The sequence below is a fragment of the Ornithinibacillus liuyingii genome (assembly GCF_055550225.1).
This window is the reverse complement of the sequence record NZ_JBPWOS010000019.1, coordinates 1-24,796: the sequence shown is the minus strand read 5'-3', so window position 1 is coordinate 24,796 and position 24,796 is coordinate 1. Positions and strand designations below refer to the sequence as shown.

The following is a 24,796-nucleotide window of genomic DNA, read 5'->3' as shown; positions in this document are numbered from 1 at the left end:
CAGGAGGATTATTAAATGAATATAAAAGAAGCTCATAAATTTTATAGAAAACAATTCGATATGTTTAAAGACATAGTAGATTTATCTACACCCTATATACCTCACGTAGAAGAAATTATCGAACAGGTAGGTAGACCTTTTACGACTGTTTTAGAACTTGGTGCTGGAAATGGTTTATTAGCTCGGAGTCTTTCAACTTTTGATAAAACCATTACTACAGTTGAATTAGTACCTGAAATGGTAGAATTTGCAAAGAATTATCAACCATCAAATGTAACATCACTTTGTGGTAGTTTTTATGATATTGAATTAAAGGACACTTTTGATACAATCTTGTATATAGACGGTTTTGGAATAGGGACAGATGAAGAACAATTAACATTACTAAAAAGAATCTATCATTGGTTGAAGCCTGAAGGAGTAGCATTAATTGATATTTACCAGCCAGACTACTGGAAAAAAGTAAATGGTCAAAGAATGAGGCCATTTCCGAATTCAAAAATATCACGTATATACGGATATGATGAGAACCTTAATAGAATGACAGATACTTGGTGGGAAGATGAACATCCTGATATAAAATATACCCAGTCGTAAAAATGTTACTCTCCTGATGAAATTAGTGCGTTATGTAGTAAAGCCGATTTAAATGTAATGGCTTATTTCCCTGGTGGAGCGATGGATTTTGAGAAATGGCAATTCAAAAATTTAGTAAGTTTATCAGAATGTCTTAGTTATAGAATAAAGATTAAAAAAGCATTTAGTTGATGTAATGACCAATGGCTAGTGTAACTACTCAAAATGTTATCTGCCTAAGCAGAACCTCATACCTTCTGCGCTCATCATGTGTGGAGAACATGTTTTGCTATATAAATTTGCTAATGGTGGAGTTGGAGGTTCTCCTTTGGGACAAATTCAACTAGTATTTTGGTTCATATTAATTATTGAGGTGATCTTATTTAGTTCATTAGGCGTCGCATATAATAGAAAAAACAAATAAATGATTTTCACAAACATGGGTATTCCTGTTTAACAAGGGATGCCCTTTTTTAATTCATGTTAAAACCAGTTAATTGACGATTGGGGGCATTGCTCAAGACCAACAACTCCATATTTACTATTAGTAAATTGAAACAAGGAACATTACTTAAAATAGAATTCAAGAAGAATCAAAGTCGGACTATAAAAGCAGAATGATTGAATAAGCATAAAAGGTATTGGGATATTAGTATAGAGGTGAAGTTTATGAAAATAGTTGGTGTTATAGCAATGTTAATCTCTGTCATTCCCTTTGTACCAAGCCTTAATTATGTACAAGCCGATATAGAATGCCCGGAAATAGAACAAGTAAAGGAAACATCAATAGATGATAAAGATGAACTATTTAGTGCACTTCAGATTATTGTTTCTGATATTTATGGAAAAGGGGAGTATGGGGAGTTGTATTCTGAGTGGGAAGTATTAACGGCTCTCCCTTTTCCCCAAACTGTAGGGCTAGAAAACGATGCAGTATATTATGAAATGGCAAAAAACTTTTGTGGGCAAGCCGTGGCGGACAAATCGTGGTTAGTAAGATTATATTTCCCAAAATGGGAGGGAAAAAGTGCTAGTGCACTAGAAGGTCAAATCTTTTTATCAAAAAGCAAGGAAAATGAGTGGTTCGTTTGGTTTAGGTATCACTAATAGTTTGTATAAAAGGATACTTGAGTTAAGGAAAGACCGTCATTAATTTGACGGTCTTTATTTACTTAACTATTAATTCTCGTGAAATTGAATATTAAGCTAATAGAATAATTGTAAACGAAAATCATAGCAAAAGTAGTTTTAGCAACCATGGAAAATCAAATAGGTACTAAAACGTGTTTTCTTACTTTAAATTTTCTGGGGTCTATACAACTTGCTGTGGCAATATTCAATGCATTAGAAGCGCTTCCTTATAATAATGACATATCCATTTATGAATTAAATTTATTATGCTAATATTGAAATAGCAGTTAATAAATTAATAGAAAGTTATACAAGGTTATACTAAATTAATATAGAAAGGGTTATAAATTATGAGTCTTTTTAAGAGCAAAGAAGAGAAGTTGGAAAAAAAACAATTAAAAGAAGAACAGAAGTTGCAAAAAAAATTATTAAGAGAACAAGAATTAGATAAGATAAAAAATATGCCAGTATCGACTTTACCATCTTGTGATAAACCATTTCAAATCATTGGACTAGTGAGCTCTAGTTATGATACTGATGTAGCAGCTGATATTTCATATACTATAGAAGAATTAAAAGAGGAAGCACATAAACAAGGAGCAGACGCAGTTATTGGAGTAACCTTTCAAACCACAAGTATACCAGTAGGGCATAATAGAATTTTAGATACTAATAGACGCAGAATTAATGAAGAGAAACAAGAAAAGAGCATTATAAAAAGTAGGGCAGTAGGGACTGCGATTAAATACATAGAGGAATAAATCGGTTGAGACTACCTTTTATGGTAGTCTTTATGTTTGTTTATAAAAAAATGCACTAAAACGCTTTGAAAGAGATTCAATTTTAACTAATAGGTTAATAGGATAGCAAATAACAGGGAGATTATTAATCCGCTTTTTATCTGAAAATACCGGTTCCTTATTTGGAATATTATGTTAATATGGAAATAAACGTATTGATTCAACCAATACAACAAGATAAACAACTAGAACCTACTTTTTTAATATTATTCACTCGACAAATTTTAAGTCCTACCCATCTTAGAACAAGCATAGATTGTACTGAGGTGGGTTTTTATGAAAAAGCATCGTATAAATTTGTTGTATTTAAAAATTACCCCAAAATCGTGCAAACTGCCAAACAGAGGAAGGTAGATTAATTCAAGAGTTTACTAGTTAGCTAATCAAACAATAGTTAGGAAAAATATATAAAAGATTGATAAACTAATGGTAAAATAAGTATATAGTTAAATAACTTGAGCGGAGGCTGAGAAATGGCAAAGAAGAAAAATGAAATATTAGAATGGTTCAAACCGATAATTGGAGCACTTGTATTAGTCGTCCTTATTCGCACATTTATCTTTACACCGGTTGTAGTGGACGGATATTCGATGAATCCGACTCTACAGGACAGGGACCGCATGATTGTAACAAAAATTGGGGAACCCGAAAGATTTGATATTGTTGTGTTTCACGCCCCGGAAGGTAAAGATTATATTAAACGTGTAATTGGTCTCCCTGGTGATAGAATTGAATATAAGAATGATGTTTTATATATAAATGGAGAAGCATATGATGAACCTTATTTAGATAGTTTTAAAGAAAAAACACAAGGCACACTAACAGGATCCTTTACCTTAGAGGATACCGCAGTAGGTAGTGAAACCGTTCCAGAAGGCCACCTATTCGTGTTAGGCGATAATAGAAGGCATAGTACAGATAGCCGACATATTGGAGCAATACCGTTCGATAAAGTAGTTGGAACAACGAATATTGTTTACTATCCATTAAATGAAATAAAAATTATAACGAAATAAATTATTTAATCAAACCTCAACTAGAATTTTTAGCATAAAAGAGTGCATCTACTCCAATAGAGAGTGTTGCACTTTTTTATCATCCTCTTTGATTTTATAACTATAATAGCTGCTACAAAATGGCTATGCGCTACTGACCGGAAAGAACGGACGGGTCTTCAAACGAGTTAAATCCAAGATACGCTCATGACAAGATTTACTCATCTTCTTAACATACATTTAGAACAAATTGTTGAACAGCCAACCAACAAGATGTGCAGTATAATTAGCAGTTTACTATTTTAACTTAAGCCTATATCAACCCAACATACACGGATTAAACCTACTTGACAGTAAACCCTCTTTTAAATCCAAAGATCAACTGAATTGAAATCGTGTTGATAAATAGTAGATAGGAAGAAGAAAGGGAGAAGCTATAATCTCCATTAGATTGAAAAAAGCTAACTTTATACGTTGTTCATATAAGCAAATCATTATATAATTATAAATAAATGCTTTAGGTGGTGAATAGAGTATGTCAAAAGCAACTATTGAAATGGATAAAGCGTCAGCGATCTTAAAGTTATTAGGGGATAAGACACGCTTAACTATGATGAAGTTACTTGATAAGCATGATTGTTGTGTATGTGAGTTTGTGGAAATATTTAAAACAAGCCAACCATCCATTAGTCAACATATTCGTAAGTTAAGAGACTTAGGATTAATAAAAGAAGAGCGGAGAGGTCAATGGATATTCTACTCCATGAATAAATCGCATGAACATTATCCATTTGTTCAAGAAATCCTAAAACATCTACCAAATCAAGATGATAAATTAAGAGAATTAGAAGAACAAGGAACACGAATTACTTGTTGTTAACTTAAGGGGGAACTTATTTGTCAGCAATGGGAATACTCGCAATAATAATCTTTTTGGTCACATTAGTATTCGTTATTTGGCAACCAAAAGGATTATCAATTGGATGGTCTGCCTGTGGTGGTGCTATCTTGGCACTCTTAATAGGTGTCGTTGGTTTTCAAGACGTGATTGAGGTAACAGGGATTGTTTGGAATGCAACCTTAGCATTTGTAGCAATTATCCTTATTTCGTTAGTATTAGATGAAATTGGGTTCTTTGAATGGGCTTCCTTGCACATGGCAAGAATCGCAAAAGGTAATGGAATAAAGATGTTCATTTATGTAAGTATACTTGGTGCTTTCGTTGCAGCTTTTTTTGCAAATGATGGTGCAGCATTAATACTTACACCAATTGTTCTAGCGATGGTTCGAAATTTGAATTTTAAAGAAAAAATGGTTTTCCCATTTATAATGGCGAGCGGATTTATCGCTGATACAACTTCTTTACCACTTGTTGTCAGTAACTTAGTCAACATAGTTTCTGCAGACTTTTTTAATATTGGATTTGTGGAATATGCAACGAGAATGATTATACCAAATATCTTCTCGCTTGTTGCAACTATCGTGATCCTTTTAATTTACTTTAGAAAAAGTATTCCGAGGAACTATGATGTTTCACAATTAAACCCACCTTCTGAAGCAATTAAAGATAAGAAGATGTTTAATCTATCCTGGTATGTATTATCCGTTTTATTAATTGGGTATTTTGTTAGTGAGTTCATCCATCTCCCAGTTTCGATTGTCGCAGGGGTTATTGCAATCTTTTTCCTACTAGTAGCTAGAAAAAGTAAGGCAGTTAACACCATGGAAGTGATCAAAGGCGCACCCTGGAGTATTGTATTTTTCTCTATCGGAATGTATGTCGTTGTATTCGGCTTACGTAACGCTGGGTTGACGGATCTATTAGCAAATTTAATCCAGCTTGCTGCAGAGCAAGGATTATTTGTTGCAACAATTTCCATGGGATTTATAGCGGCCATTCTGTCATCCATTATGAATAACATGCCAACCGTTATGATTGATGCGATTGCCATTTCAGATACGAATACGACTGGAGTAATACGTGAAGCACTTATTTACGCCAATGTTATTGGTTCTGATTTAGGGCCGAAGATAACACCAATTGGTTCATTAGCCACCTTATTATGGCTTCATGTATTATCACAAAAAGGTGTAAAGATATCCTGGGGAACATACTTTAAGACGGGTATTGTTTTAACCATTCCTATCCTATTCATTACGTTACTTGGATTATATCTTACGCTTAATTTCTTGTAATGGTATTAATGAATGGGTTGAATCAATCTGTACGATTGAAAGGTAAAAACAGCAGCAATTCTAAGAAAAAATAGAGATAAATATTGAAAAAACAAAATAGAAACGGAGAATGATTATGGCTAAAAAAACGATTTATTTCTTATGTACTGGTAACTCATGCAGAAGCCAGATGGCAGAAGGGTGGGCTAAAGAGCTTCTAGGTGATGAATGGGAAGTTCGAAGCGCTGGGATTGAGGCACATGGATTAAACCCTAATGCGGTAAAAGCGATGAAAGAAGTAGGAATTGATATTTCGGAGCAAGAATCCGAACTAATCGATAGCGATTATTTAAACAATGTGACAATGGCAGTTACCCTATGTGGTGATGCTGCTGATCGTTGCCCAATGACACCACCACATGTAAAAAGAGAACACTGGGGATTTGATGATCCTGCGAAAGCAGAAGGCACAGATGAAGAAAAGTGGCAAGTTTTCCAACGAGTACGTGATGAAATCGGGGAACGTATTAAGCGTTTTGCTGAAACTGGAGAGTAAAAATATACTAGGGTGAAATTTGAAGTATATTGAGGCTCATGATATATTAAAAAAATAATACAAATAAACTAATAACAAATTATTTAAGGCTATTCTTCAAGTAGGAGAATAGCCTTTTTTCTCTATGGAAATAAATATATACTTTTAGTTAATACAGTATTAAAACTTGAAAGATAAAGTCTAACACGATGGAAAGAGTTAAAATTATCGATATGAATATGGAAATATCACAGTACTAAATGGAAGACTAATCTAACCATATATAAGTTCTGATAGACTTCCAGATAAATTATGTTATATGAATAGCTGAATAGTATAAAAGTGCAAGACTATAACAGAGGAGTGTTTTCCAATGCAGAGGAATTACTTGATTATAACGTTCGGCATTGTTTGGACTATCATTTTTTCAGGTATGAGCTTTTATTGGGCAATGGGCGGCTTACTTGGTGTTAGATCTCTAGGGGGTTCTATATATGAAATGTCCCTAAACCCTTCCCCGTCATTCATCAAGATTGTTTGGCTTACCGGTTTTATGAAATTGCTTGGATTACTTTTATTATTGCTTCTTCTTGTTCAATGGAAGAAGCCTATCATAAATAGAACGCTGTATTATGTTGTGAAAATTGTAGGGACCTTACTGTTTTTATATGGGCTCCTTAATTTCATCACCATTACCTTAAGTACGATAAATATCTTAGATTTTGATTTAGATTTATATGCAACGCTTTGGGGATTACTTTTTTGGGAACCTTTTTGGATGATTGGTGGGGTTTTTTACTTTTTCTCCGTAAAAAAACAGTAAATCTTCTTTCAACTCCCGACGGATTTTCTCAAATAAGCCATTCATTCTAAGACACTTTTCTAGAATAGGAAGCAATAAATTAATGAGGGTGATCCAACTTGGGTTACCTTTTTTCAGTTGAAATCTATTTATATTTCGGAATATTATGTTAGTATTTAGATAATAATTTTTTGTTACAGGTACGAGAGTTGTAGAATATCATTGGGATATTATTGGGGGATAAATAATTATGGATATACTTATTCGAAAAGCCAAGCAAAGCGATTACGAAGCATTGTTGCCATTATTTAGGCAGGTTCATGAATTTCATGTTTCTGTAAGACCAGATTTATATAAAGAGAATTCTACACCAGTGAAACAAGCGTTTTTTGATGGCCAACTAGTTGATGGCAAACACCATATTTTTGTGGCCACTATCAGCAATGATATAGTCGGCGTTGTCGTGACAAAGGAAGAAGAAGTAGATGAGAATACTTTTGTCAAAGCGAGGAAAATATTGTTTATAAAGAGTTTATGTGTTGGTGAAATACATAGAAAGAAAGGTATCGGAAAAAAACTAATTCAATACGTGTTTGATTTTGGAAGAAGCCTCAAGCTTGATGGTATTGAATTGGGAGTTTCCGAGGAAAATACATCTGCTATTGAATTTTATAGGTCAATAGGGATGGCAACGAAGAGTAGAAAAATGGAGATTATATTAAACTAACACGTGCTATGCCGCTAGAAGCATAGAAACAATTCCTTGTTAACTTATGGCTGCTTTATCGAGAAGAAAGTAACTTAGTAACACCTAAATTTTTTGGAGGGGTTATCATAGTAGATGAGAATGTTGGTTTAGAAACTAAGTCACAATTACATGTATTAAGTGAGATTATTGAGATATTCAAGGAGCTGGATTCTGAATTCTGGCTGCGTGGGGGTTGGGCAATTGATTTCCTTCTTGGTAAAATTACCAGAACTCACAGTGATATCGATATCGTAACGTGGATAACAACTAGAGAACAATTAGAAAAAGCACTTGAAAAAGCTGGTTATGAAAAAGTACCTGTTGGAGAGCAATTTCGTAATAGGCAGTCTGATTTTCGAAAGGATAACGTAGAAGTATCATTTGGATACGTAACACACAATAGCGATGGAAGAATTATTCTCAATGGGTTACCCGAATGGGGATGGCGGGAAGATGCCTTGTTTCAGCAATATTTCCAGTTACACGGAATATCTGCGAAAGTCTTACACCCAAAACAGCTCTTGGAAGAAAAAGAGACATATGAGCAAATCGGACGTCCATACCGACAAAAGGATGCAGAAAGCAAAAAGTTATTGTATCGTATAATATCTGATTTTAATTATCTTGCGAGATATTGATTTCTTCAATAAACGTTACAAATTTACCTTGCTGTAGTCTTGGTATAATGATGTAAATGTTACTTGAAAATACAATAAGGTTAGGAGATTTAATTTGCTAGAAACATTATCTTTTATCGGAGATAGATTAGGTGATGAAAATATAACCTGGGGAGTTGGTGGCTCACTACTCCTTAGCTTTTATAACATAATCGATAAACCAAATGATATCGATATATTAGTAGATGAAAGAAATGCTACCAAATTCAATGAAATTATGTCATCCATCGGAAAACCGAAAGAAGCATTAAGTGCTAACCCCTTTCGCACCAAATATTTCTCTAAATATAAAATTAATGGTATCGATATTGATGTGATGGGTGGATTTGCAATACAACATGGTGAAGGAATTTATAAACTATCACTGCAACAGGCATCCATTGTAGCTCACAAAAAATTACATGGGATTGATATTCCTTTATGTTCGCTTGAGGATTGGTATACTTTATATTTATTAATTCCAGACAAACAAGAAAAAGCTATGCTTATTGAAAAGTATTTTAGAACTCATGGTGTAACATACCCACATTTGTTAAAGGAAGCAATGAATCATTCTTTACCACTTGAAGTTAAAGGAAGAATTGATAAATTATTAAGCTAACTGGTGTAAGATTTAAGTTTTTTGGAGAAGAGGTTATGTACGAAAAACGTAAAATTATAAACAACTCAATTCCACTTAATTTACTTTTAGGGGTATGTGGTGAACAAATCTAGTAGTATAACTATAAGGGGAAAATAATGAATGAATTTTATAAGGCCATAACATATGTAAATGAGAATTACTATGAACCAAATCACTTAGTTATAAATACTGTCAGAGAGGAAACCCAAAATTCTGATTATGGTGCAGGTATATTTCAACTGAATTCGAAATCAGTTAGGTTCAGAGTAGCAAAGACTACACCTAATAAGGTAGGACAATTTGTATCTTTATGGGAAAAAGATGCTTCTCATAAAAACCAAGCCTTTTCATATGAGAAAGCTACCGATTTATTAGTTATTAATACCTTTGCTAATAAAAATAGATTTGGACAGTTTGTTTTTCCAAAAGAAGTTCTTTTACAACAAAAAATCCTTAAAACAGCCACTACAAAGGGAAAAATGGCAATAAGAGTATACCCTACATGGGATAAGCCCACTAACAAACAAGCTATTGAAACACAAAAGTGGCAATTAGAATATTTTATTGAGACAGATAATACTAATAATCTATCTCAACAAGAATTATTAAAGCTATATTCTTAAAGTGACAACATTCCTTAAATAGAATTTTATGATGAAGGAGAAATTTTAAATTGAAAGAATTTATTGGTACATTGTTTGCTTGTATAGTTATTTGTTGCGTTTTTACATTTTTCTTCCTCGGTATTATTGTAGAAAATATTTGGACTTTAGTTATATTGATTGCATTCGTATTAGCAGTGTTAATTACAATTCTTATAAGACAGGAAACCAGAATTGAAGAACTAGAAAATAAAATGGAAGAGTTATTAAGTAACAAATAGTCTGATATTGTGTATCATTTTTCAACCACGGTGTTAAATAAAAGCTGCTATTAGTTATTAGATATAAAAATTAAGGTGGCCCACATATTCATGACCTTGAAAACGATGTTAAGGTGATAAATGCACCATATGATACAACTAAAGGAGAATATGACAAAACCTGGTGTTTGTACTTCAATAAAAGTGGTAGGAACTCTAGGAAGAACAGAATTTCTTCCTAACGGATGTACGGATTACGATTAAAATATCAAGAAGAAGGTTAAAAAATGAATGAATATAAACTTTCCAAGACTCTTGGGATTGTTCTAGGGATAATAATGGTAATCGCTTCATTTGGTTATGGCTTTTTATATTTTCTAGGAAGATCTTTAGGTAATGTACTCATTTCTACTACTGATACAACAGCTAACGACATAGCTGCTTTAGGAATTATATTAAGTATATGTGTTATTGGATTAATTACATTTACAGGTTGTTTTGGATTGAGGGGTACAAGATGGAGACGGGTGTATATTAGATTATGCTTGATAGTGGGAGTTGCTCTTCTTGTTATGTATTTTATTTCTATCGGATCGTTAGGAACTATGTATGAATTTTCGATTCTTTTGATGAGCATTTTTTATTTATTATTAGGTTATTTTGTAAAAAAAGAGATTTAAAACTGAAGAGAGATGTAACTCGGTTACAACATGAGTTTTGAAAATACAAAGTTCATGAAAAAAACTTATGAACTTCTGTTAAGAAATATATGAGTAGTGAAGATTCATTTTCTTTCTTCAACCACAGGTTCTATATTTAGATTGAATGATGAGCTTTCTAATGTGACGGAAGCGCCTATGGGATCCCGTCATAACATGGTTATGACAAGGAAATTCATACTTGACACCCCACTCTACTATGCGTTACTATATAGTGGTAATGAGTATTACTAAATACCAGTGATACAGATTACTGATAAAATTATGAAATGCAGATGGGTGATTAATTTGGAAAATATCACAGAAATGCTTAAAGGAGTACTTGAGGGTTGTGTGCTTGAAATCATCAGTCGTGGTGAAACCTATGGCTATGAAATTACACAGCAGCTACGAGAACTTGGTTTTACGGATGTGGTCGAAGGAACAGTTTATACGATTACCATGCGGCTTGAGAAAAACAATCTAGTGAACATCGAGAAAAAACGATCCAATGTGGGACCACCAAGAAAATTTTACACACTTAACGAAGCGGGTAAAAAGCAACTTGAAATTTTTTGGGGAAAGTGGGATTTCATCTCAAGCAAAATAAATGAACTCAAAACAAAAGAAATCAAAAGGGGAAGGTAAAATGAATTTTATAGAAAAAATCATTGGAAGTCTGGATGACAAGCGTGAGTGGAAAGCGATAGAGAGGCGTGCAAAAGCACTTCCACGTGAGTACCATAACGCTTATAAAGCAATACAAAACTATATGTGGACTGTTGGTGGCCTAACCGATTGGAAGGATATAAGCCGTATATTTGATGGTATTCTCGACCTTTTCGAGGAAGGTGCAGCGGCAGGTAAGAAAGTCACTGACCTCACGGGTGAGGATGTAGCCTCTTTCTGTGAAGAACTAGTGAAGGAAGCGAAGACTTGGAAGGACAAATATCGTGAGAAGTTGAATAATACAATTGGACGTGACTAATGCCGAAATTATAGAGGATTTTCGCCTAGGCAACACACAGTCATCTTTCTATTCTGCTCTGAATGATCATACAGTATTAACATATCCCTACCTAGTTAAACAAATTACTCGATTGCATGAAGAAATCGAGTAATAAAAGCCGGAGCAGCACAAGGCAGACAACTTTGAAATATCACATGGGAACATATGGCTGCTTTAGCCGAACTAGTGGCAAACGCCAAAAATTATTCGTTAAGTATTATGAAGAAATGCCATTACAATAGATTATTCCGACTGAATAGCGGGCAGCAATGAGAATTGCCATCAGCACTATTCAGTTAAATTTTAACCCGGTAGTAAGTAATACTGAATATCAGTCAGACAGAGTAGGTGGCAAAGGACAATTTAGAAGTACAAGACAAGTTGACCGAATCATGACTAGAGCTTTGTAAGAAAGCTAAACAATTCGCTTAGGAATCAGACAAAGCAGTTATTTTATGGATTTAGCATGGCAACTTACTGCATTAACAATAAGGAGGAAAAAGGATGAATAATATAGCGATTTCTGTAAAAGGGTTAACAAAATCCTTTAAAGAAAAGAAAGTATTGAAAGGGGTGGATTTTGAGGTCCAGCGTGGCGAAATTTTTGCACTGTTGGGCTCAAACGGAGCAGGGAAGACTACAGTGGTCAATATCCTCTCGACGCTTTTAAAGCCAGATGGAGGGCAAGTTAGTATTTGCGACTTTAATGTTCAACGTCAACCAGAACAAGTTCGCCAAAGTATCAGTCTAACAGGACAGTTTGCAGCTTTAGATGGCATGCAAACCGGCCGAGAAAATCTGATGATGATTGCCAAGTTGCGGGGCGTCGCTAATCCCGCTCAAGTTACTAACAATCTACTTGAAAAATTCAACCTGACTAGTGCATCTAACCGTCGTGTTGATAATTATTCTGGTGGGATGAAGCGTAGGCTTGACATCGCTATGAGCCTAATTGGAACTCCTAAAGTCATTTTTCTCGACGAACCCACCACTGGGCTTGATCCTGAAGCAAGGATTGAAGTCTGGGATACTGTCAAAGAGCTTTCCGAGGCTGGCACGACCATATTGCTTACGACCCAGTACTTGGAGGAAGCCGAGCAACTTGCGGACCGTGTTTCTATTCTGCATGGCGGAAAAATAATCAAGACCGGCACCCTTACCGAACTTAAGAAGATGTTCCCCCCAGCAAAAGTAGAATATATCGAGAAGCAGCCGACATTGGAGGAAATTTTCCTAGCGATTATCGGCAAGAAGGAGGAGAAGTAAATGAAAAGTAAAACAGGGGTATTACTAGGGCGTTTACTACGTAATATTATGCGCAGTCCAGATACGATAATTACGGTGGCGATTACACCGATAATGATGATGTTACTATTTGTCTACGTATTTGGTGGCGCTATAGAAACAGGAACGGACAATTACGTCAATTATTTATTACCGGGAATTTTACTGATTGCTATCGCATCCGGCGTTGCATATACTTCCTTACGGCTATTTACAGATGTAAAGAGCGGGCTGATGTCGCGTATTATTACCATGCCAATCAAACGCTCGTCCATATTGTGGGCTCACGTGGTAACCTCGCTAGTATCCAATGCGATTACGATTATGGTGGTTATTCTTGTTGCGCTCTTAATGGGGTTCCGATCTAATGCTGATATCCTAGAATGGTTCGCAGTAGTTGGGATTCTTGGGCTGTTTACGCTGGCACTAACGTGGTTGGCGGTCATTCCCGGATTGACAGCAAAGTCTATAGAAGGGGCGACAGCATACTCGTATCCGCTGATTTTCCTGCCGTTCATCAGTTCAGCCTTTGTACCCACCGAATCCATGCCCAACATTGTTCGTGTGTTTGCTGAGAACCAGCCTGTGACGTCAATCGTGAATTCTATTCGTGCTCTCTTGTATGACGGTACTATTGGCAATAGTATCTGGACCGCGCTCGCCTGGTGTGTAGGAATCATGATTATCGCTTATTTGATTGCCAGAAAAGCATTTAAACGCCAGTTAGGATAAGAATATCAGAGAATATGTAAAGGAGGAGACGACAATAAACTTCTTAGAAAAGTAACCAGCAGCATATGACAAAAGAAATGAAAGGCTTCGATACCCGAGTAAAAGTTTTGCCAGCTGAATATCAGACTGCTTGGAAAGAAATTATGAATAATCTCTGGATTTATGGAGATTTCACCGATAGTAATCTAATGCCGATTCTTTAAGTAAAAGGACAAGAAAGATTGAAGTAGAGAAAAGTATAGAATGAAGAGAATTCCTAAAAAATGCCTGGTAAGCTAAGGAGGGTAAAGTCAACCAAGATTACCCATGGCTAAATCAGCAGACTAAAATAATAATTATTTCAATTATACTGGTTATTCTATTGGGAAATAATGTTAAAATTATAATATATTATTGAACAAACGAGGTATTGTACTTCAATCAAAATTTAAAAATAATGCGTCATTCACTCTTATCGAATTAATTTATATGTTAACTATAATATGCTTGTTCCACTAAAGAGGGCGTTAGTTTAAGATGATGGTTAAACACTTTTTGTATTAACCGGACAGGTTAGTGAAAAAAATAATTTAAAAACAATAAACCTGTATCCATGATTATTTGGTAATCAGAGATACAGGTTTTGTATTTCAGTTATAATTGTGTGAATGTATTTATCCATTATTCGAAAAAAGCAATTAACTATTATACATCGATTAGAAGAAAATCTTTGTTAAAATAAATATTTTCTTAAATGAACCTATTATGACTTAGCAATCGTCTAATAGCAGAATTCGAAATAGGTTAAAAGGGGGGTAGTAGAATTGGACAGAGAAGAAAAAGATTCCATATTAGAAAAAATGATGATTGAATATGGTGATGAGTTGGTACGCTTGGCATTTTATTATGTGAAAGATAAAGAGATTGCTAGGGATTTGGTTCAAAATACGTTTATCAAATGCTATAAAAAACTTGATTCGTTTCGATTTGACGCAAAAATAAAAACATGGCTCTATCGTATAACAATTAATGAATGTAAAGATTATTTAAAAAGTTGGAATTACAGGATGGTACAGGTAAAAGAACTTATAAATGAAACAACAAAGTCAATATTACCGTCAACAGAAAGAACAGTTATCGATAAATACAATAATGAAGAAATAAAAGATAGTATCTACTCTCTTCCAAAAGTCTATCGGGAAGTGGTTTTTCTATACTACTATGATTCATTAAAAACAGAGGAAATTGCAATCGTTTTAGATATCCCAATTAATACAGTGAAGACTAGATTAAGAAGAGCAAAACATAGATTAGAGTCGATGTTAAAGGAGGCAGAATTTTATGGTAGATAAACGAATAAAAGATAATATTAATAATCTATTTGATCAAGAATTAAGATTTACGAAAGAAGACCGAAACAAAGTCTTTGAACAAATTAATATAATGGAGAAAAATACTACACAAAAGAAATCTCTTGTTTCTATTGTAAAAGAATTCTCCATCCTTACAGCTTCTTTATTAGTGGTCAGCTTCTGTATATTTTTGTTTATTCCATCGATTCTTTACGAAAACTCTAATAACGAAAACAATGGAAGTAATGTAAGTGGGGTAATAACTCATGAAGACGAGTATGTTACCACTCTCTTTACGGTGAAAGATGAGAATAATAGAATACCTATTAACCTTTTACTTACTTATAGTAAAGATAAAAAGATGATGAAATTTATCTCTATCCCTCGTGATACTTATGTTCCGATATTAGGTAATGATGAAACTACTTCGTATGATAAATTGACACATGCTTATGCTTACGGAGCGGAAGGTACTGAAAGTGTAAAAACAACAGTTACTAACCTATTTGATGTAACAATTGATTATTATGCAGTTTTGGATTTAGATACGTTATCAGCGTTGATTGATTCAGTTAATGGTATAGATTACGAATTAGAAGAAGATATTCGAGTAAGAGCTATATCTCAAGTGGCATTTGAATTTAAAAAGGGGACGCATCGTTTGAATGGAGAAGAGGTTGTAGCATTAATGATGGATGCGACTGTGGGAAAAAGTATGGATGATAAAGACCAATTAAACCTCATTCATGCAGTTATAAATCAAACAATAAACGTAATATCACAAACACAATTAAAAGAATTTAGTACTAAAATAGAAGGCAATATTCCAATTGAACAATTGTTTGAGGCTAAAATGGAGCTTCCTTCAATACATTTGGTATCATTAATTGATGGAATGGTAAGTACAATGATTGACGAGGCTTACTATATTAAATTTGAAACAGACTTTTTAAATTCTGTTTCAGAGGAATTGACAACATTTAACTAAATAGAAAACTTGAGAAATTTCTTTAATGCACTTCTGGTACAAAATTTAAATTGATTTAGGATAAATGTTAGTACACAATAGAAAAGTTTTATAGAAAGATAAAGAGAGACTGTTATCATTACAGTAAATTTGAATATATGTACCAAAGACTATGAGCAAATAAAGATAGCTATAGGTAGCAAAAAATATTATAATTAGAGACATACGAATGAAGAGGAGACAAATACGATGTCCGAGAAAAAGAAGCTTAGTACCAGAGAAATTGTACAACAGCAGTTGGAACGGAAAAAACAAGCACAAGCAAACAATACAAACACCATACATGGCAATGGATCAGCAAAGCATATGCAAAGCCAGCTCGCAAAGAAACCAAGTATGACCCGACGTAAAATGGGTAGTTAATATTTGATTTAAAAAGGTATTTTTTATATTATAGCGAGTTTGATTAACAACGAGAAAACTTCAAAGAACTGATTAATAGAGGCATTAATTTCACCCCGGAATTATGTCTCTATTTTTGTTTTTATATCTTAATGATTTTAGTGGGCTGATTAACTCATAAGTTAACATACAAATTGTTTGTATCAATAAATTTTTGCATTTTTGGTAAAACCTCTGCCCAATTTTTTTTCAAACAGTAAGATTACGGAGGGTGTGTTTGATATAGATATTGTGTGAAAGGGTGCATTACTTTAACAAAAAACATTGTACACCTTTTATAGCTGTAGGTTAGAACTTAATAAGAATCATCAGATTATCTAAAATAAAGGGATCATCAAATTAATGATTCCTTTATTTTTTGGATAAAGGTTCATAATATTATGTTAGTATTTTGCAAAGAAGTTATTTTACTAACGGGGAATTTAGTTGAACAGCTTAATGAATGTTTACAAAGCTAATAACAGATATATGTTTTTTGATGAAAATAATGAAGAAAACACAGACTGGTAGTGTCGAAAGTGAATATTACCGAAAATAATTAAATCTTTGAAAAGTGAAACTTCCAATTAAATAGAAACGTATAGAAATTATAATTTGAAAGGAAGTGGATCTAATCAGCTTAATAGAGGTTGTAAAGAGTAATGAAATTCTGTTTATCCTGTTATATTGCTGTATTATTCTGTGGATCAATTACGGTTATCTTAAAGAACATAAAGAGATAAAAAAAGGTTTAGGAGCGATTACGGAAGAAGAGGAGAAAGAGATGTTTTGGAAAACCGATAGTATCTCTGTTCTGCTATTTGCCGTTGTATTTAATTTTTTCAGAAGATGGTTGTTCTATCTAATAGCGGTACTGATGATAGACAATATTATTATCACTATTATTGCAGTCGTGTTATTTATCATCGGTCTATATGACGCTGTGTTTAACGTAAGTATAGCAAGGTTGAGAAAGTCCAACCTCAGCTACTATCTTGCAATCATTGATACAATTTTAGTTGTTTTATTTGTTATATTTTTACTTTATGTTAATTAGAATCACTGTTAACGATTCAGTGGCTTATTGGAACCATCTAAATGGGTAAGGGAGAGATTTAAGCTAATACGAAAGGGTGATTTATGTGGATAAGATGATGTCCCCTGTTATTTAAATATCTAAGCAGGTTAGTTGAACAATAAGATATTTAAATAACGGGAGGAGTAGGCAACATTTTGCTATTACATACTGAAGTTAGGCAAGAGAACTAAACAAAGCGTCCTTGTTTAACAAGAACACTTTTCATATCAATATTTACTTACTGTCACAGAGTAAACCAAAGTTTGCTGATATAAGCACATCGCTAATTCCATCATTGTGATAAGAGGTTGCTGTAATGAATATGCACCTTGTAATTAGTTTTTACTATTCAATAAACCTATATATTACTTCAAGAAGGTAAACTACCTTTTATGCAACTTTTGGGGCGAGATAAATTAATTAATGATAAGGAGTAGTCAAAATGATTGAACATAAAAATTTTTCTAACATAGAATCAGATAGGCTGCTATTGCGAAATGTAAATAATGAAGATGTTGATTTTATTTATAAGCTTTTTAGTGATGAAACAGTATGTAAATATTTATATGATGAGGAAATTTTCACAAGTAAAAATGATGCAATAGAGTTTGTTGAATGGAATAAAGACCCAGAAGAAAAGGGATACAATCGTTGGGTATTAGTTAAAAAGGATGCTAACCACGAACCAATTGGGACCTGTGGATATGATAATTGGGACAGAATGAACAATATCGCTGAAATAGGCTATGATTTATGGCACGAATATTGGGGACAAGGATATATGAAAGAAGCATTAATTAGTGCAATTGAAAGTGGATTTAATCATATGAAATTGAATAGAATTAACGCTTATGTTGCTTTAGATAATGTCAACTCTATGAAGTTATTAGAAAAACTTGGATTTGTTAATGAAGGAGTTTATAGAGATAAGCATTTATTTAGGGGCAAATATTATGACCATTATTCTTTTTCTTTGTTAAACAGAGATTGGAACCATTTAAAGGATACTAACTTTCAAAATAACAGACACAAATAATACGTGATTTGTTTTAAATTCGCAGAGCCATTAGTTTAATATGACTAACTGCTTGTTGCACTATAGGGGCAAGGTTATTCAAAAAGACATAAAACAATAGAATAAATGACATAGGAAGATTTGTTATCTTATAAGCTTAACTAAAATTCTAGCAGCTACTGATAACCAACACTATAGGAACCACAATAAACTATAATAAAGGAAGGTGTAGTAGACAATGAAAGCAGACTTCGGAAAAGTGTCGAAAGAGTACGCTCAATATAGAAATGATTTACCGGAAGAATTGACGACGAGTTTAACGATGAGAGGAATTGACTTTCAGAAGAAATTCATTGTGGACTTGGGATCAGGCTCTGGAGTTCTTACAAGGATGTTGTTTGATCAAGGAGCGGAGGTAGTCGGTGTTGAACCCTCCATGAAACTAATAGAAGAAGCCAAATCAATCGATATAAAACTTGGTGCAAAAATCAAATACTTAAACAAGTACTCCGAAGATACAGGCTTGCCAAATCTCTCATATGATTTTGTAACAGTTTTAAGAGCTTGGCATTGGTTTGACCGCGAAGCTTCTTTAAAAGAAATAAGGAGAATCTTAAAACCTGGTGGCTACTTAATCATAATGGATTCTGGTTTTACCAATTTTGATCATGTGGTTAAAGATACAATGGTAATCTTAAAAAAGTTAATACCGGCAGAACGACTCAAGCCCGCTGGCACAAAAGCGGATTCAAAGCAATCAATAAACAGTTTTCCAGTCGAGTGGTTCAAAGAATGGGAAGAATATGGTTTAAATATGAAAGATACCTATAACTTTGATTATAAAGTATCGTTTACAACTGCAGAGTGGTGTGACAGAGTCGGAACTTTGTCTTGGCTATTGCATTTGAGTAAGGAAGAACGAAATGAAATTAAAGAAAAAATCCGTTCCCACCTGACTGACATATACGGAGATAGTACCCATAGAATCTCGCATAAATTTCATTTGGTTTTAATGAGAAATTCTTCTTTATAACTATCCATACTGAAATATTTGGTGATAATACAGTTGTGACCTTCAAGAAAAAAAGCATGTCTGTGGAACGATAAGAGAAATAAGGAAAGAGAGGAGAAAAATGGATAATAGATATAATCTGTTAAAGCGAGCTGAAAAACAAAAAAGGAATGAGATATATAGAATCTGTTCTTATTCCAATGGGTGAAACAGATAAAATTAGATTCGATGATGAAGAATACAACCTTAATTACCATATGCTACGTATTAGTTTATCAAAATTGCTCGTAGTTAACTTTATTATAAGGAACCTTATATCATTTACGTTTATCCATGAATAAAAAATCTTTAGATATAATGTTAGTGTTGAAGTATCATATATTAAAATAACGACTGCTTAGTTGAACAACTTTCAAAATGACATTAATAGAGTGTTACGTTAAATTTAAAATTTCCAATAGTGAAAGAAGAATAAACTAAAAAGAGATGTTTTGGGGGAAATCTGATTAATGATAATAAGGAAATAGATGCTTTCAAGTAGAGATTTTCATGATGTAGTTCAATTAGCTTTTGACAGACCGGGATACGGATATAGTGAAAGATCCAAAAATGTTAAAGTAACCCGGATTTTGCAAGCATGTCTTATTAATAAAGCGTTAAAAGAACTTAGTATTGATTAATAAATAATTTTAGTTGGTCATTCATGGAGAGGCACGAACTCTTTGTTGCAGGAATTACCACGTTAGCAGGAGCTATGTACAAAGAAGGTTATCCAGCTGAGCATGGCGATTTATTATCTAAGGTAGTCACAACGCCTATCCTAGGAGAGAATAAAAGAACAAATGTTCACTGATTGAAATGATCAATATAAAAGTAGACATTATAAAGAAGCTTCTTTCACAAGTCTTTTTATCATTAAATAAATATTTATCGTTTGTATATTAATCCCTATTTCCTGGTTCATAAATATTACCAGGCCATTCTTTTTTTCTGGATTGTAAAGTGCTATAGTAAACACCCCTGGAATCGGAACCAGTATGTCCGACAATGTTTCCAGTATTTAATTTTTTCATTAAAATTTCGTCTAATGATGAATAACTCCAGCCTAAAGCTTGCTTTCCATCGTTCGAATACGGACTCAACATTTCTTTTATAGTTTCCGGTTTTAGTATGGAAGTGTTATCTTTGTTTGGAAAAGACATGCTCATAAGAAATTTACTAAAATCAACCACATTTGTCTTTAAGGAACCATCAGGATATGTTGGAAAAGAGTATTTTGGCAAAGCTGTACTCCCCTCATACGGCACTGCGAAATTTTCTGTTGTTACATCTTTATGAAGCCAATGCGTTTGTGTCATTCCTAATGGATTAAATATGTATTGTTGAGAATATTGATCGAATGGCAGTTGACTAATTTGTTCAACAATATAACCCAATAGCCCGTAACCGACATTACTATAAACAAAAGTTGTTCCAGGTTTATTCACGGTATAGTTTTTTTCCTCTGAATACCATTTTCCGCCTTCGTTTAAGTATTCTTTGGAAAATTCACCAATCGAAATTTCTGAGTCACCTCCGCCACTATCAATCGTATAAAGACTGTCTAATATATCCCAATTGTCTTCAATACCTGACGTGTGATCCAATAACATTCTAACTGTAATCGACTCATTTGGGAAATTAGGATTTACAACTGAAAATGGAAGATACTTATTAATTTCATCATCTAAATTGATTTTTTTCTTCTCATATAGTTGCATGATGGCGGTAGCAGTGACAACTTTTGATAATGATGCAATTTGAAATACTGTGTCTTGATTAACCTTTTTTCCTTCATTGATATTTGCATAACCATAACTTATATATTTTTCAACTTCATTATTTTTTATAATAGCAATTGAGACACCTGGTACATCTGTTTTATTCAACTTATTATGTACAAAACTTTTTAAATTTACTGGGTTTGAAAAATCTACTTTAAGTGTTACTACTATGCTTGTAATTATAAAAACCATGGCGATAATTATTCCCATTATTTTAGTGGCTTTTTTAAGCATTTAAAACACTCCTTTTTTCCATAAACGGTTATATTCAATATACCATTTTTTTCTAATAGATATTTGTTTTAATAAAAAATTTACAACTTCACTTTCGCCAGTTCTCCATTTCTCCATTTCACTGAATCCAATGTCTCGTAGTTTGCCATTTCCGAAAACGATAAATTAATAGAATAAAAATTAAAGAAGAGGGTGGGAGAATGACGACTTAGGGCTAATTCTGCGAGGGAGAACTGAATGGAAAATGTGACTTTGACAACCTTTATTGAGCTAAAGGGTGCAAGAGTTCTCCAGTACATTTTCTTCGATTTAATTTTAACAATTGATAGTAATTATATGAGGTGATATTCATTGCAATTTCATATCAGAGTACGAGCAGGCGCAATTATCATTGAAAATAATAAAATATTATTGACAGTTTATAATGACTCGAAAAGAGGAACCATCTATGATTTACCTGCCGGTGGAACAGAACCTAATGAATCTATTACTAATGCAGTTATAAGAGAAGCCAAAGAAGAAGCATGTATAGATGTAGAAGTAGGGCCTTTAGCCTTTGTTTATGAATATACACCACATCTTAATCTTGAAAAGTTTGGAAAGGTCCATACATTAGTTATGATGTTTGAATGCAAAATAAAAAACCACTCTATTCCAAAATTCCCAGAAAAACCAGATTCGAATCAAATAAATGTTATATGGTTACCAATAACGGAGCTACAAAATGTTGAAATGTATGCTAATATCGGTTCTTATTTACAGGATTATACCATTAGCCGTAGAAACATTGATCTAATAGAAGAACATAAACTAAATCAAACTATTAAGTGAAGCTGCAAAAAAATTAACCCTTACCTCAGTAATGGGAGGTAGTGAAAGGCTAAACAACTTCCTACATGAACTTTGCTCAGTAATCCCAGAACCATTCAACACGATCAATCTGTACTTTCATCCAGATCAATTTAACGAGGAATTTACTCGTATAAATTATCATAGTAGTGATGTTCTCATGGTTAGAGGGGATTTAGTCGATATGCCACCTTTTGTGAAAATACCTATAACAGCAGCGTTTTAATTAATACAGAATGGATAGGAATAAGATTGGCAATATCTAACAAACTTGAAGTAAAACTCTAAACTAAAATTATTGCGATTATTAGTTAGATACTTATTTTCAAGGTCGACATTAAAAATATTGACTACCACTAACGGGGCAGGTTTATGAAAGAAGAAATTAAAAATTTAAGAGGAGGTGTTATAGTGGTGAAACGAGTGGCAGCGATTTATGACATACACGGAAATTACCTAGCTTTAAACGCTGTTCTAAAAGAAATGCAAAGGTGTAATGTGGATACCATTGTAATTGGTGGTGATTTGGCATGGGGACCCCAACCTGCATTAGTAATGAAACGGATTATGGCTTTAGAGGGAGATGTGCATTTTATAAAAGGCAACGCCGATAGAGAGGTCGGAGAGCGATATGGAGTTGAACAGGGACTTGATGAATCGATCGCAGAGATAAATCAATGGTGTGCAGACCAATTAACCGAGTCTCAGTTGAAATTCTTAAATAATCTACAAAAAGATGTGACTTTAAATATCGATGGATTGGGTGAAGTCTTGTTTGTTCATGGTTCACCAAGAAATGATGAAGAAGCTATTCGTAAAAATACACTAGAAATGGAGATTAAACCCATGATTGCCTCAGTAAAGCAAGACATTATAGTTTGTGGTCACACACATATTCATTTTGACCGTACTGTACATGAGAAAAGAATTATTAACGCAGGAAGTGTTGGACTTCAAACTGCTGCAAGAGGAGCGTGTTGGGCTTTGCTGGGTCCTGATGTAGAATTGCGTGAGACAGAATATAATTATCAATTAGCTGCTGAACAAATTCGCCAATCAGGGGTGCCAATGGCAAGTTCATTCGCTGAACATGTTTTAAACCCACCAACCGTAGGACCGTGAAAATGTCCTTCTAAATTACTTAGTAATTTACCATCTTCTTGTTAAACAAACGGGTGCAATAGTTAAACAAGGTGATCCGAGTGGGTCGCCTTTTTCTTTTGGATAAATTTTCAATTATATTTTTGGAATATTATGTTAGTATTTAGATAGAAGTTATTAAGCTAACGAGGCAGTTTAGTGGAAGATCGATGTTTTACTCGTGTTTCACGCTCGAACCATTTTACGGAATAAATAAAACCTATACTGAACGGGGTGTATAAAGTGAATCGGTTAATTGTTAGTGTGGTTATCATTATTTGTTTAATTTTTTTAAATGGGTGTAGTGAAGCTGAGGGGAGAAATTTAAAATTTCTGATGGATATCCAGTTGTTTTGACTCATAATTTAGAATACGATATGGAAGCAGAACTTAAAGGTGTTCTTGAATACGAAAATGAAACGAAATGCTTGTATATTAAGAGCACCATCAAAGATGATCTAAATCCCATTAATGTACCCATTTGACCAAAGGGTACTACTGCATATACAGAAAATGATCGACATCGTGTTAAAATTCCAACCCATGGAACTTACCTTGAAGGAGCCATTGTAGAAGGTGGTGGTGGAGTTGATGTTTCGAATTTAGAAAGTGACTGTCTGGAAAATGGTATAAGCTTTGTAGTTACAAGCCTCAATAAATAAAAAGCATAGTTCAAGAATCGGGTGTAATAGTTCGACAAGGAATCATCAAATTGATGGTCTTTATATTTTGGATAAATAATTTAAATATTATGTTATTATTTAACTAACTCTAAAGATCTTGTGATAATAGGGCAAATCACTATAGGACTTACCCAAACAATGAGGGGATAATTATGAATAAGGGAAAACTTCAAGTATTATATATTATCAGCGTTTTAGCATTGCTAATGATTTTTAGCAATAGGAATTATATCAGTATTGAAGAGCTAAGTTTTATAGTACCTGTTATAATTGTTTCTCTGTTAATAGGAGTGATAGGGGTATATTTATTTGGAAAAGATATGAAACTTTATAAATACTTGTATTTCATATGTTATATGATTACGATAGGATTTGTATTTGTACCTGTTCTAGGGGTTTATATTGAAGATGGTAGTTATTATTATGGGTTTCCTGCTCAATGGTTCAATTACTATTCAAATGGCTATGTTAACTTTGAATTAGGAGCATTCCTGTAATGAAGAAATTTGAGGATTGAAACAAAAAGAGCCCTCTTGGTATCATACGAGGTGTCCAAAGCTTCGAAGCAAAAATGGAC

Annotated in this window: 31 protein-coding genes and 1 pseudogene; 31 read left to right on the top strand and 1 reads right to left on the bottom strand. The window is 33.6% G+C overall.

The genetic code is table 11. The features are described 5' to 3' along the window. Nucleotides 1-15: 15 nt before the first annotated feature. The 27 genes and pseudogenes from ACSKT4_RS18695 to ACSKT4_RS18565 all read left to right on the top strand — a co-directional run bounded on the left by ACSKT4_RS18695 (nt 16) and on the right by ACSKT4_RS18565 (nt 20,343). Nucleotides 16-768, top strand: a pseudogene (locus ACSKT4_RS18695) (class I SAM-dependent methyltransferase). A gap of 429 nt (nt 769-1,197) precedes the next feature. After that, nucleotides 1,198-1,683, top strand: coding sequence for a hypothetical protein (locus ACSKT4_RS18690; protein WP_465823730.1), 486 nt, complete (start codon nt 1,198-1,200; stop codon nt 1,681-1,683). A gap of 374 nt (nt 1,684-2,057) precedes the next feature. After that, nucleotides 2,058-2,468 carry a heavy metal-binding domain-containing protein gene (locus ACSKT4_RS18685; RefSeq protein ID WP_211741381.1) on the top strand — a complete coding sequence of 137 codons (411 nt, stop codon included), beginning with the start codon at nt 2,058-2,060 and terminating at the stop codon, nt 2,466-2,468. A gap of 512 nt (nt 2,469-2,980) precedes the next feature. Continuing rightward, nucleotides 2,981-3,523: a signal peptidase I gene (gene lepB / locus ACSKT4_RS18680; protein WP_186871519.1), complete on the top strand. Its 543-nt coding sequence runs from the start codon at nt 2,981-2,983 to the stop codon at nt 3,521-3,523. Between the two features lie 514 nt (nt 3,524-4,037). Next, nucleotides 4,038-4,382, top strand: a complete 345-nt coding sequence (locus ACSKT4_RS18675) for an ArsR/SmtB family transcription factor (RefSeq protein ID WP_186871518.1) — start codon at nt 4,038-4,040, stop codon at nt 4,380-4,382. A 26-nt stretch (nt 4,383-4,408) separates the two neighbouring features. After that, nucleotides 4,409-5,698 carry an arsenic transporter gene (locus tag ACSKT4_RS18670; RefSeq protein ID WP_465823748.1) on the top strand — a complete coding sequence of 430 codons (1,290 nt, stop codon included), beginning with the start codon at nt 4,409-4,411 and terminating at the stop codon, nt 5,696-5,698. Between the two features lie 115 nt (nt 5,699-5,813). Further along, nucleotides 5,814-6,233 carry an arsenate reductase (thioredoxin) gene (gene arsC / locus ACSKT4_RS18665; protein WP_211741379.1) on the top strand — a complete coding sequence of 140 codons (420 nt, stop codon included), beginning with the start codon at nt 5,814-5,816 and terminating at the stop codon, nt 6,231-6,233. A 352-nt stretch (nt 6,234-6,585) separates the two neighbouring features. After that, on the top strand, nt 6,586-7,035 hold the full coding sequence (locus tag ACSKT4_RS18660; protein WP_211741378.1) for a DUF3995 domain-containing protein: 450 nt from the start codon (nt 6,586-6,588) through the stop codon (nt 7,033-7,035). A 229-nt stretch (nt 7,036-7,264) separates the two neighbouring features. Continuing rightward, nucleotides 7,265-7,741, top strand: coding sequence for a GNAT family N-acetyltransferase (locus ACSKT4_RS18655; protein ID WP_211741377.1), 477 nt, complete (start codon nt 7,265-7,267; stop codon nt 7,739-7,741). 50 nt (nt 7,742-7,791) lie between these two features. Next, complete coding sequence (locus tag ACSKT4_RS18650) at nt 7,792-8,400, top strand: nucleotidyltransferase domain-containing protein (RefSeq protein ID WP_425516480.1); 609 nt, start codon at nt 7,792-7,794, stop codon at nt 8,398-8,400. A 94-nt stretch (nt 8,401-8,494) separates the two neighbouring features. Continuing rightward, entirely contained in the window at nt 8,495-9,040 is a 546-nt protein-coding gene (locus ACSKT4_RS18645) for a nucleotidyltransferase domain-containing protein (RefSeq protein ID WP_186871514.1), read from the top strand. A gap of 137 nt (nt 9,041-9,177) precedes the next feature. Then, nucleotides 9,178-9,684 (top strand): MepB family protein, encoded by a 507-nt coding sequence (locus tag ACSKT4_RS18640; protein ID WP_186871513.1) that lies wholly within the window; start codon nt 9,178-9,180, stop codon nt 9,682-9,684. A 50-nt stretch (nt 9,685-9,734) separates the two neighbouring features. Beyond that, the gene (locus ACSKT4_RS18635) at nt 9,735-9,944 is read left to right on the top strand and encodes a hypothetical protein (RefSeq protein ID WP_186871512.1); all 210 of its coding nucleotides are present in this window, start codon (nt 9,735-9,737) and stop codon (nt 9,942-9,944) included. Between the two features lie 266 nt (nt 9,945-10,210). Beyond that, nucleotides 10,211-10,603 (top strand): hypothetical protein, encoded by a 393-nt coding sequence (locus tag ACSKT4_RS18630; protein ID WP_211741376.1) that lies wholly within the window; start codon nt 10,211-10,213, stop codon nt 10,601-10,603. Nucleotides 10,604-10,930: 327 nt separating this feature from the next. Continuing rightward, entirely contained in the window at nt 10,931-11,269 is a 339-nt protein-coding gene (locus ACSKT4_RS18625; protein WP_186871522.1) for a PadR family transcriptional regulator, read from the top strand. Nucleotide 11,270: 1 nt separating this feature from the next. Further along, nucleotides 11,271-11,609, top strand: a complete 339-nt coding sequence (locus ACSKT4_RS18620) for a DUF1048 domain-containing protein (RefSeq protein ID WP_211741375.1) — start codon at nt 11,271-11,273, stop codon at nt 11,607-11,609. 525 nt (nt 11,610-12,134) lie between these two features. Further along, complete coding sequence (locus ACSKT4_RS18615) at nt 12,135-12,896, top strand: ABC transporter ATP-binding protein (protein ID WP_186871509.1); 762 nt, start codon at nt 12,135-12,137, stop codon at nt 12,894-12,896. Further along, on the top strand, nt 12,897-13,646 hold the full coding sequence (locus ACSKT4_RS18610) for an ABC transporter permease (protein WP_186871508.1): 750 nt from the start codon (nt 12,897-12,899) through the stop codon (nt 13,644-13,646). Between the two features lie 65 nt (nt 13,647-13,711). Further along, entirely contained in the window at nt 13,712-13,849 is a 138-nt protein-coding gene (locus ACSKT4_RS18605; protein WP_186871507.1) for a DUF1048 domain-containing protein, read from the top strand. A 600-nt stretch (nt 13,850-14,449) separates the two neighbouring features. Beyond that, nucleotides 14,450-14,977 carry a sigma-70 family RNA polymerase sigma factor gene (locus ACSKT4_RS18600; RefSeq protein ID WP_186871506.1) on the top strand — a complete coding sequence of 176 codons (528 nt, stop codon included), beginning with the start codon at nt 14,450-14,452 and terminating at the stop codon, nt 14,975-14,977. Next, on the top strand, nt 14,967-15,965 hold the full coding sequence (locus ACSKT4_RS18595) for an LCP family protein (protein WP_186871505.1): 999 nt from the start codon (nt 14,967-14,969) through the stop codon (nt 15,963-15,965). The genes ACSKT4_RS18600 and ACSKT4_RS18595 overlap by 11 nt, the downstream gene beginning before the upstream one ends. Before the next feature lie 228 nt (nt 15,966-16,193). After that, on the top strand, nt 16,194-16,367 hold the full coding sequence (locus tag ACSKT4_RS18590) for a hypothetical protein (protein WP_186871504.1): 174 nt from the start codon (nt 16,194-16,196) through the stop codon (nt 16,365-16,367). 643 nt (nt 16,368-17,010) lie between these two features. Beyond that, nucleotides 17,011-17,442: a hypothetical protein gene (locus ACSKT4_RS18585; protein ID WP_186871503.1), complete on the top strand. Its 432-nt coding sequence runs from the start codon at nt 17,011-17,013 to the stop codon at nt 17,440-17,442. Between the two features lie 463 nt (nt 17,443-17,905). Then, a complete protein-coding gene (locus ACSKT4_RS18580) occupies nt 17,906-18,499 on the top strand; it encodes a GNAT family N-acetyltransferase (RefSeq protein ID WP_186871502.1) in 594 nt (197 codons plus the stop codon). A gap of 217 nt (nt 18,500-18,716) precedes the next feature. After that, nucleotides 18,717-19,511, top strand: a complete 795-nt coding sequence (locus tag ACSKT4_RS18575; protein ID WP_186871501.1) for a class I SAM-dependent methyltransferase — start codon at nt 18,717-18,719, stop codon at nt 19,509-19,511. Between the two features lie 506 nt (nt 19,512-20,017). Beyond that, the gene (locus ACSKT4_RS18570; RefSeq protein WP_465823729.1) at nt 20,018-20,170 is read left to right on the top strand and encodes a hypothetical protein; all 153 of its coding nucleotides are present in this window, start codon (nt 20,018-20,020) and stop codon (nt 20,168-20,170) included. 23 nt (nt 20,171-20,193) lie between these two features. Then, nucleotides 20,194-20,343, top strand: coding sequence for a hypothetical protein (locus ACSKT4_RS18565; RefSeq protein ID WP_186871498.1), 150 nt, complete (start codon nt 20,194-20,196; stop codon nt 20,341-20,343). An 88-nt stretch (nt 20,344-20,431) separates the two neighbouring features. On the opposite strand, the gene ACSKT4_RS18560 is transcribed toward ACSKT4_RS18565, so the two are convergent. After that, entirely contained in the window at nt 20,432-21,547 is a 1,116-nt protein-coding gene (locus ACSKT4_RS18560) for a serine hydrolase domain-containing protein (RefSeq protein WP_465823728.1), read from the bottom strand. Nucleotides 21,548-21,898: 351 nt separating this feature from the next. Between ACSKT4_RS18560 and ACSKT4_RS18555 the strand changes: the two genes are divergently transcribed. The 4 genes from ACSKT4_RS18555 to ACSKT4_RS18540 all read left to right on the top strand — a co-directional run bounded on the left by ACSKT4_RS18555 (nt 21,899) and on the right by ACSKT4_RS18540 (nt 24,716). Continuing rightward, nucleotides 21,899-22,378 (top strand): NUDIX domain-containing protein, encoded by a 480-nt coding sequence (locus ACSKT4_RS18555; protein ID WP_211741370.1) that lies wholly within the window; start codon nt 21,899-21,901, stop codon nt 22,376-22,378. Between the two features lie 31 nt (nt 22,379-22,409). Further along, the gene (locus tag ACSKT4_RS18550; RefSeq protein WP_186871495.1) at nt 22,410-22,622 is read left to right on the top strand and encodes a hypothetical protein; all 213 of its coding nucleotides are present in this window, start codon (nt 22,410-22,412) and stop codon (nt 22,620-22,622) included. A 185-nt stretch (nt 22,623-22,807) separates the two neighbouring features. Beyond that, nucleotides 22,808-23,518 carry a metallophosphoesterase family protein gene (locus ACSKT4_RS18545; protein WP_211741369.1) on the top strand — a complete coding sequence of 237 codons (711 nt, stop codon included), beginning with the start codon at nt 22,808-22,810 and terminating at the stop codon, nt 23,516-23,518. Between the two features lie 853 nt (nt 23,519-24,371). Further along, nucleotides 24,372-24,716, top strand: a complete 345-nt coding sequence (locus ACSKT4_RS18540) for a hypothetical protein (protein WP_465823727.1) — start codon at nt 24,372-24,374, stop codon at nt 24,714-24,716. The last annotated feature ends 80 nt before the right edge of the window (nt 24,717-24,796 follow it).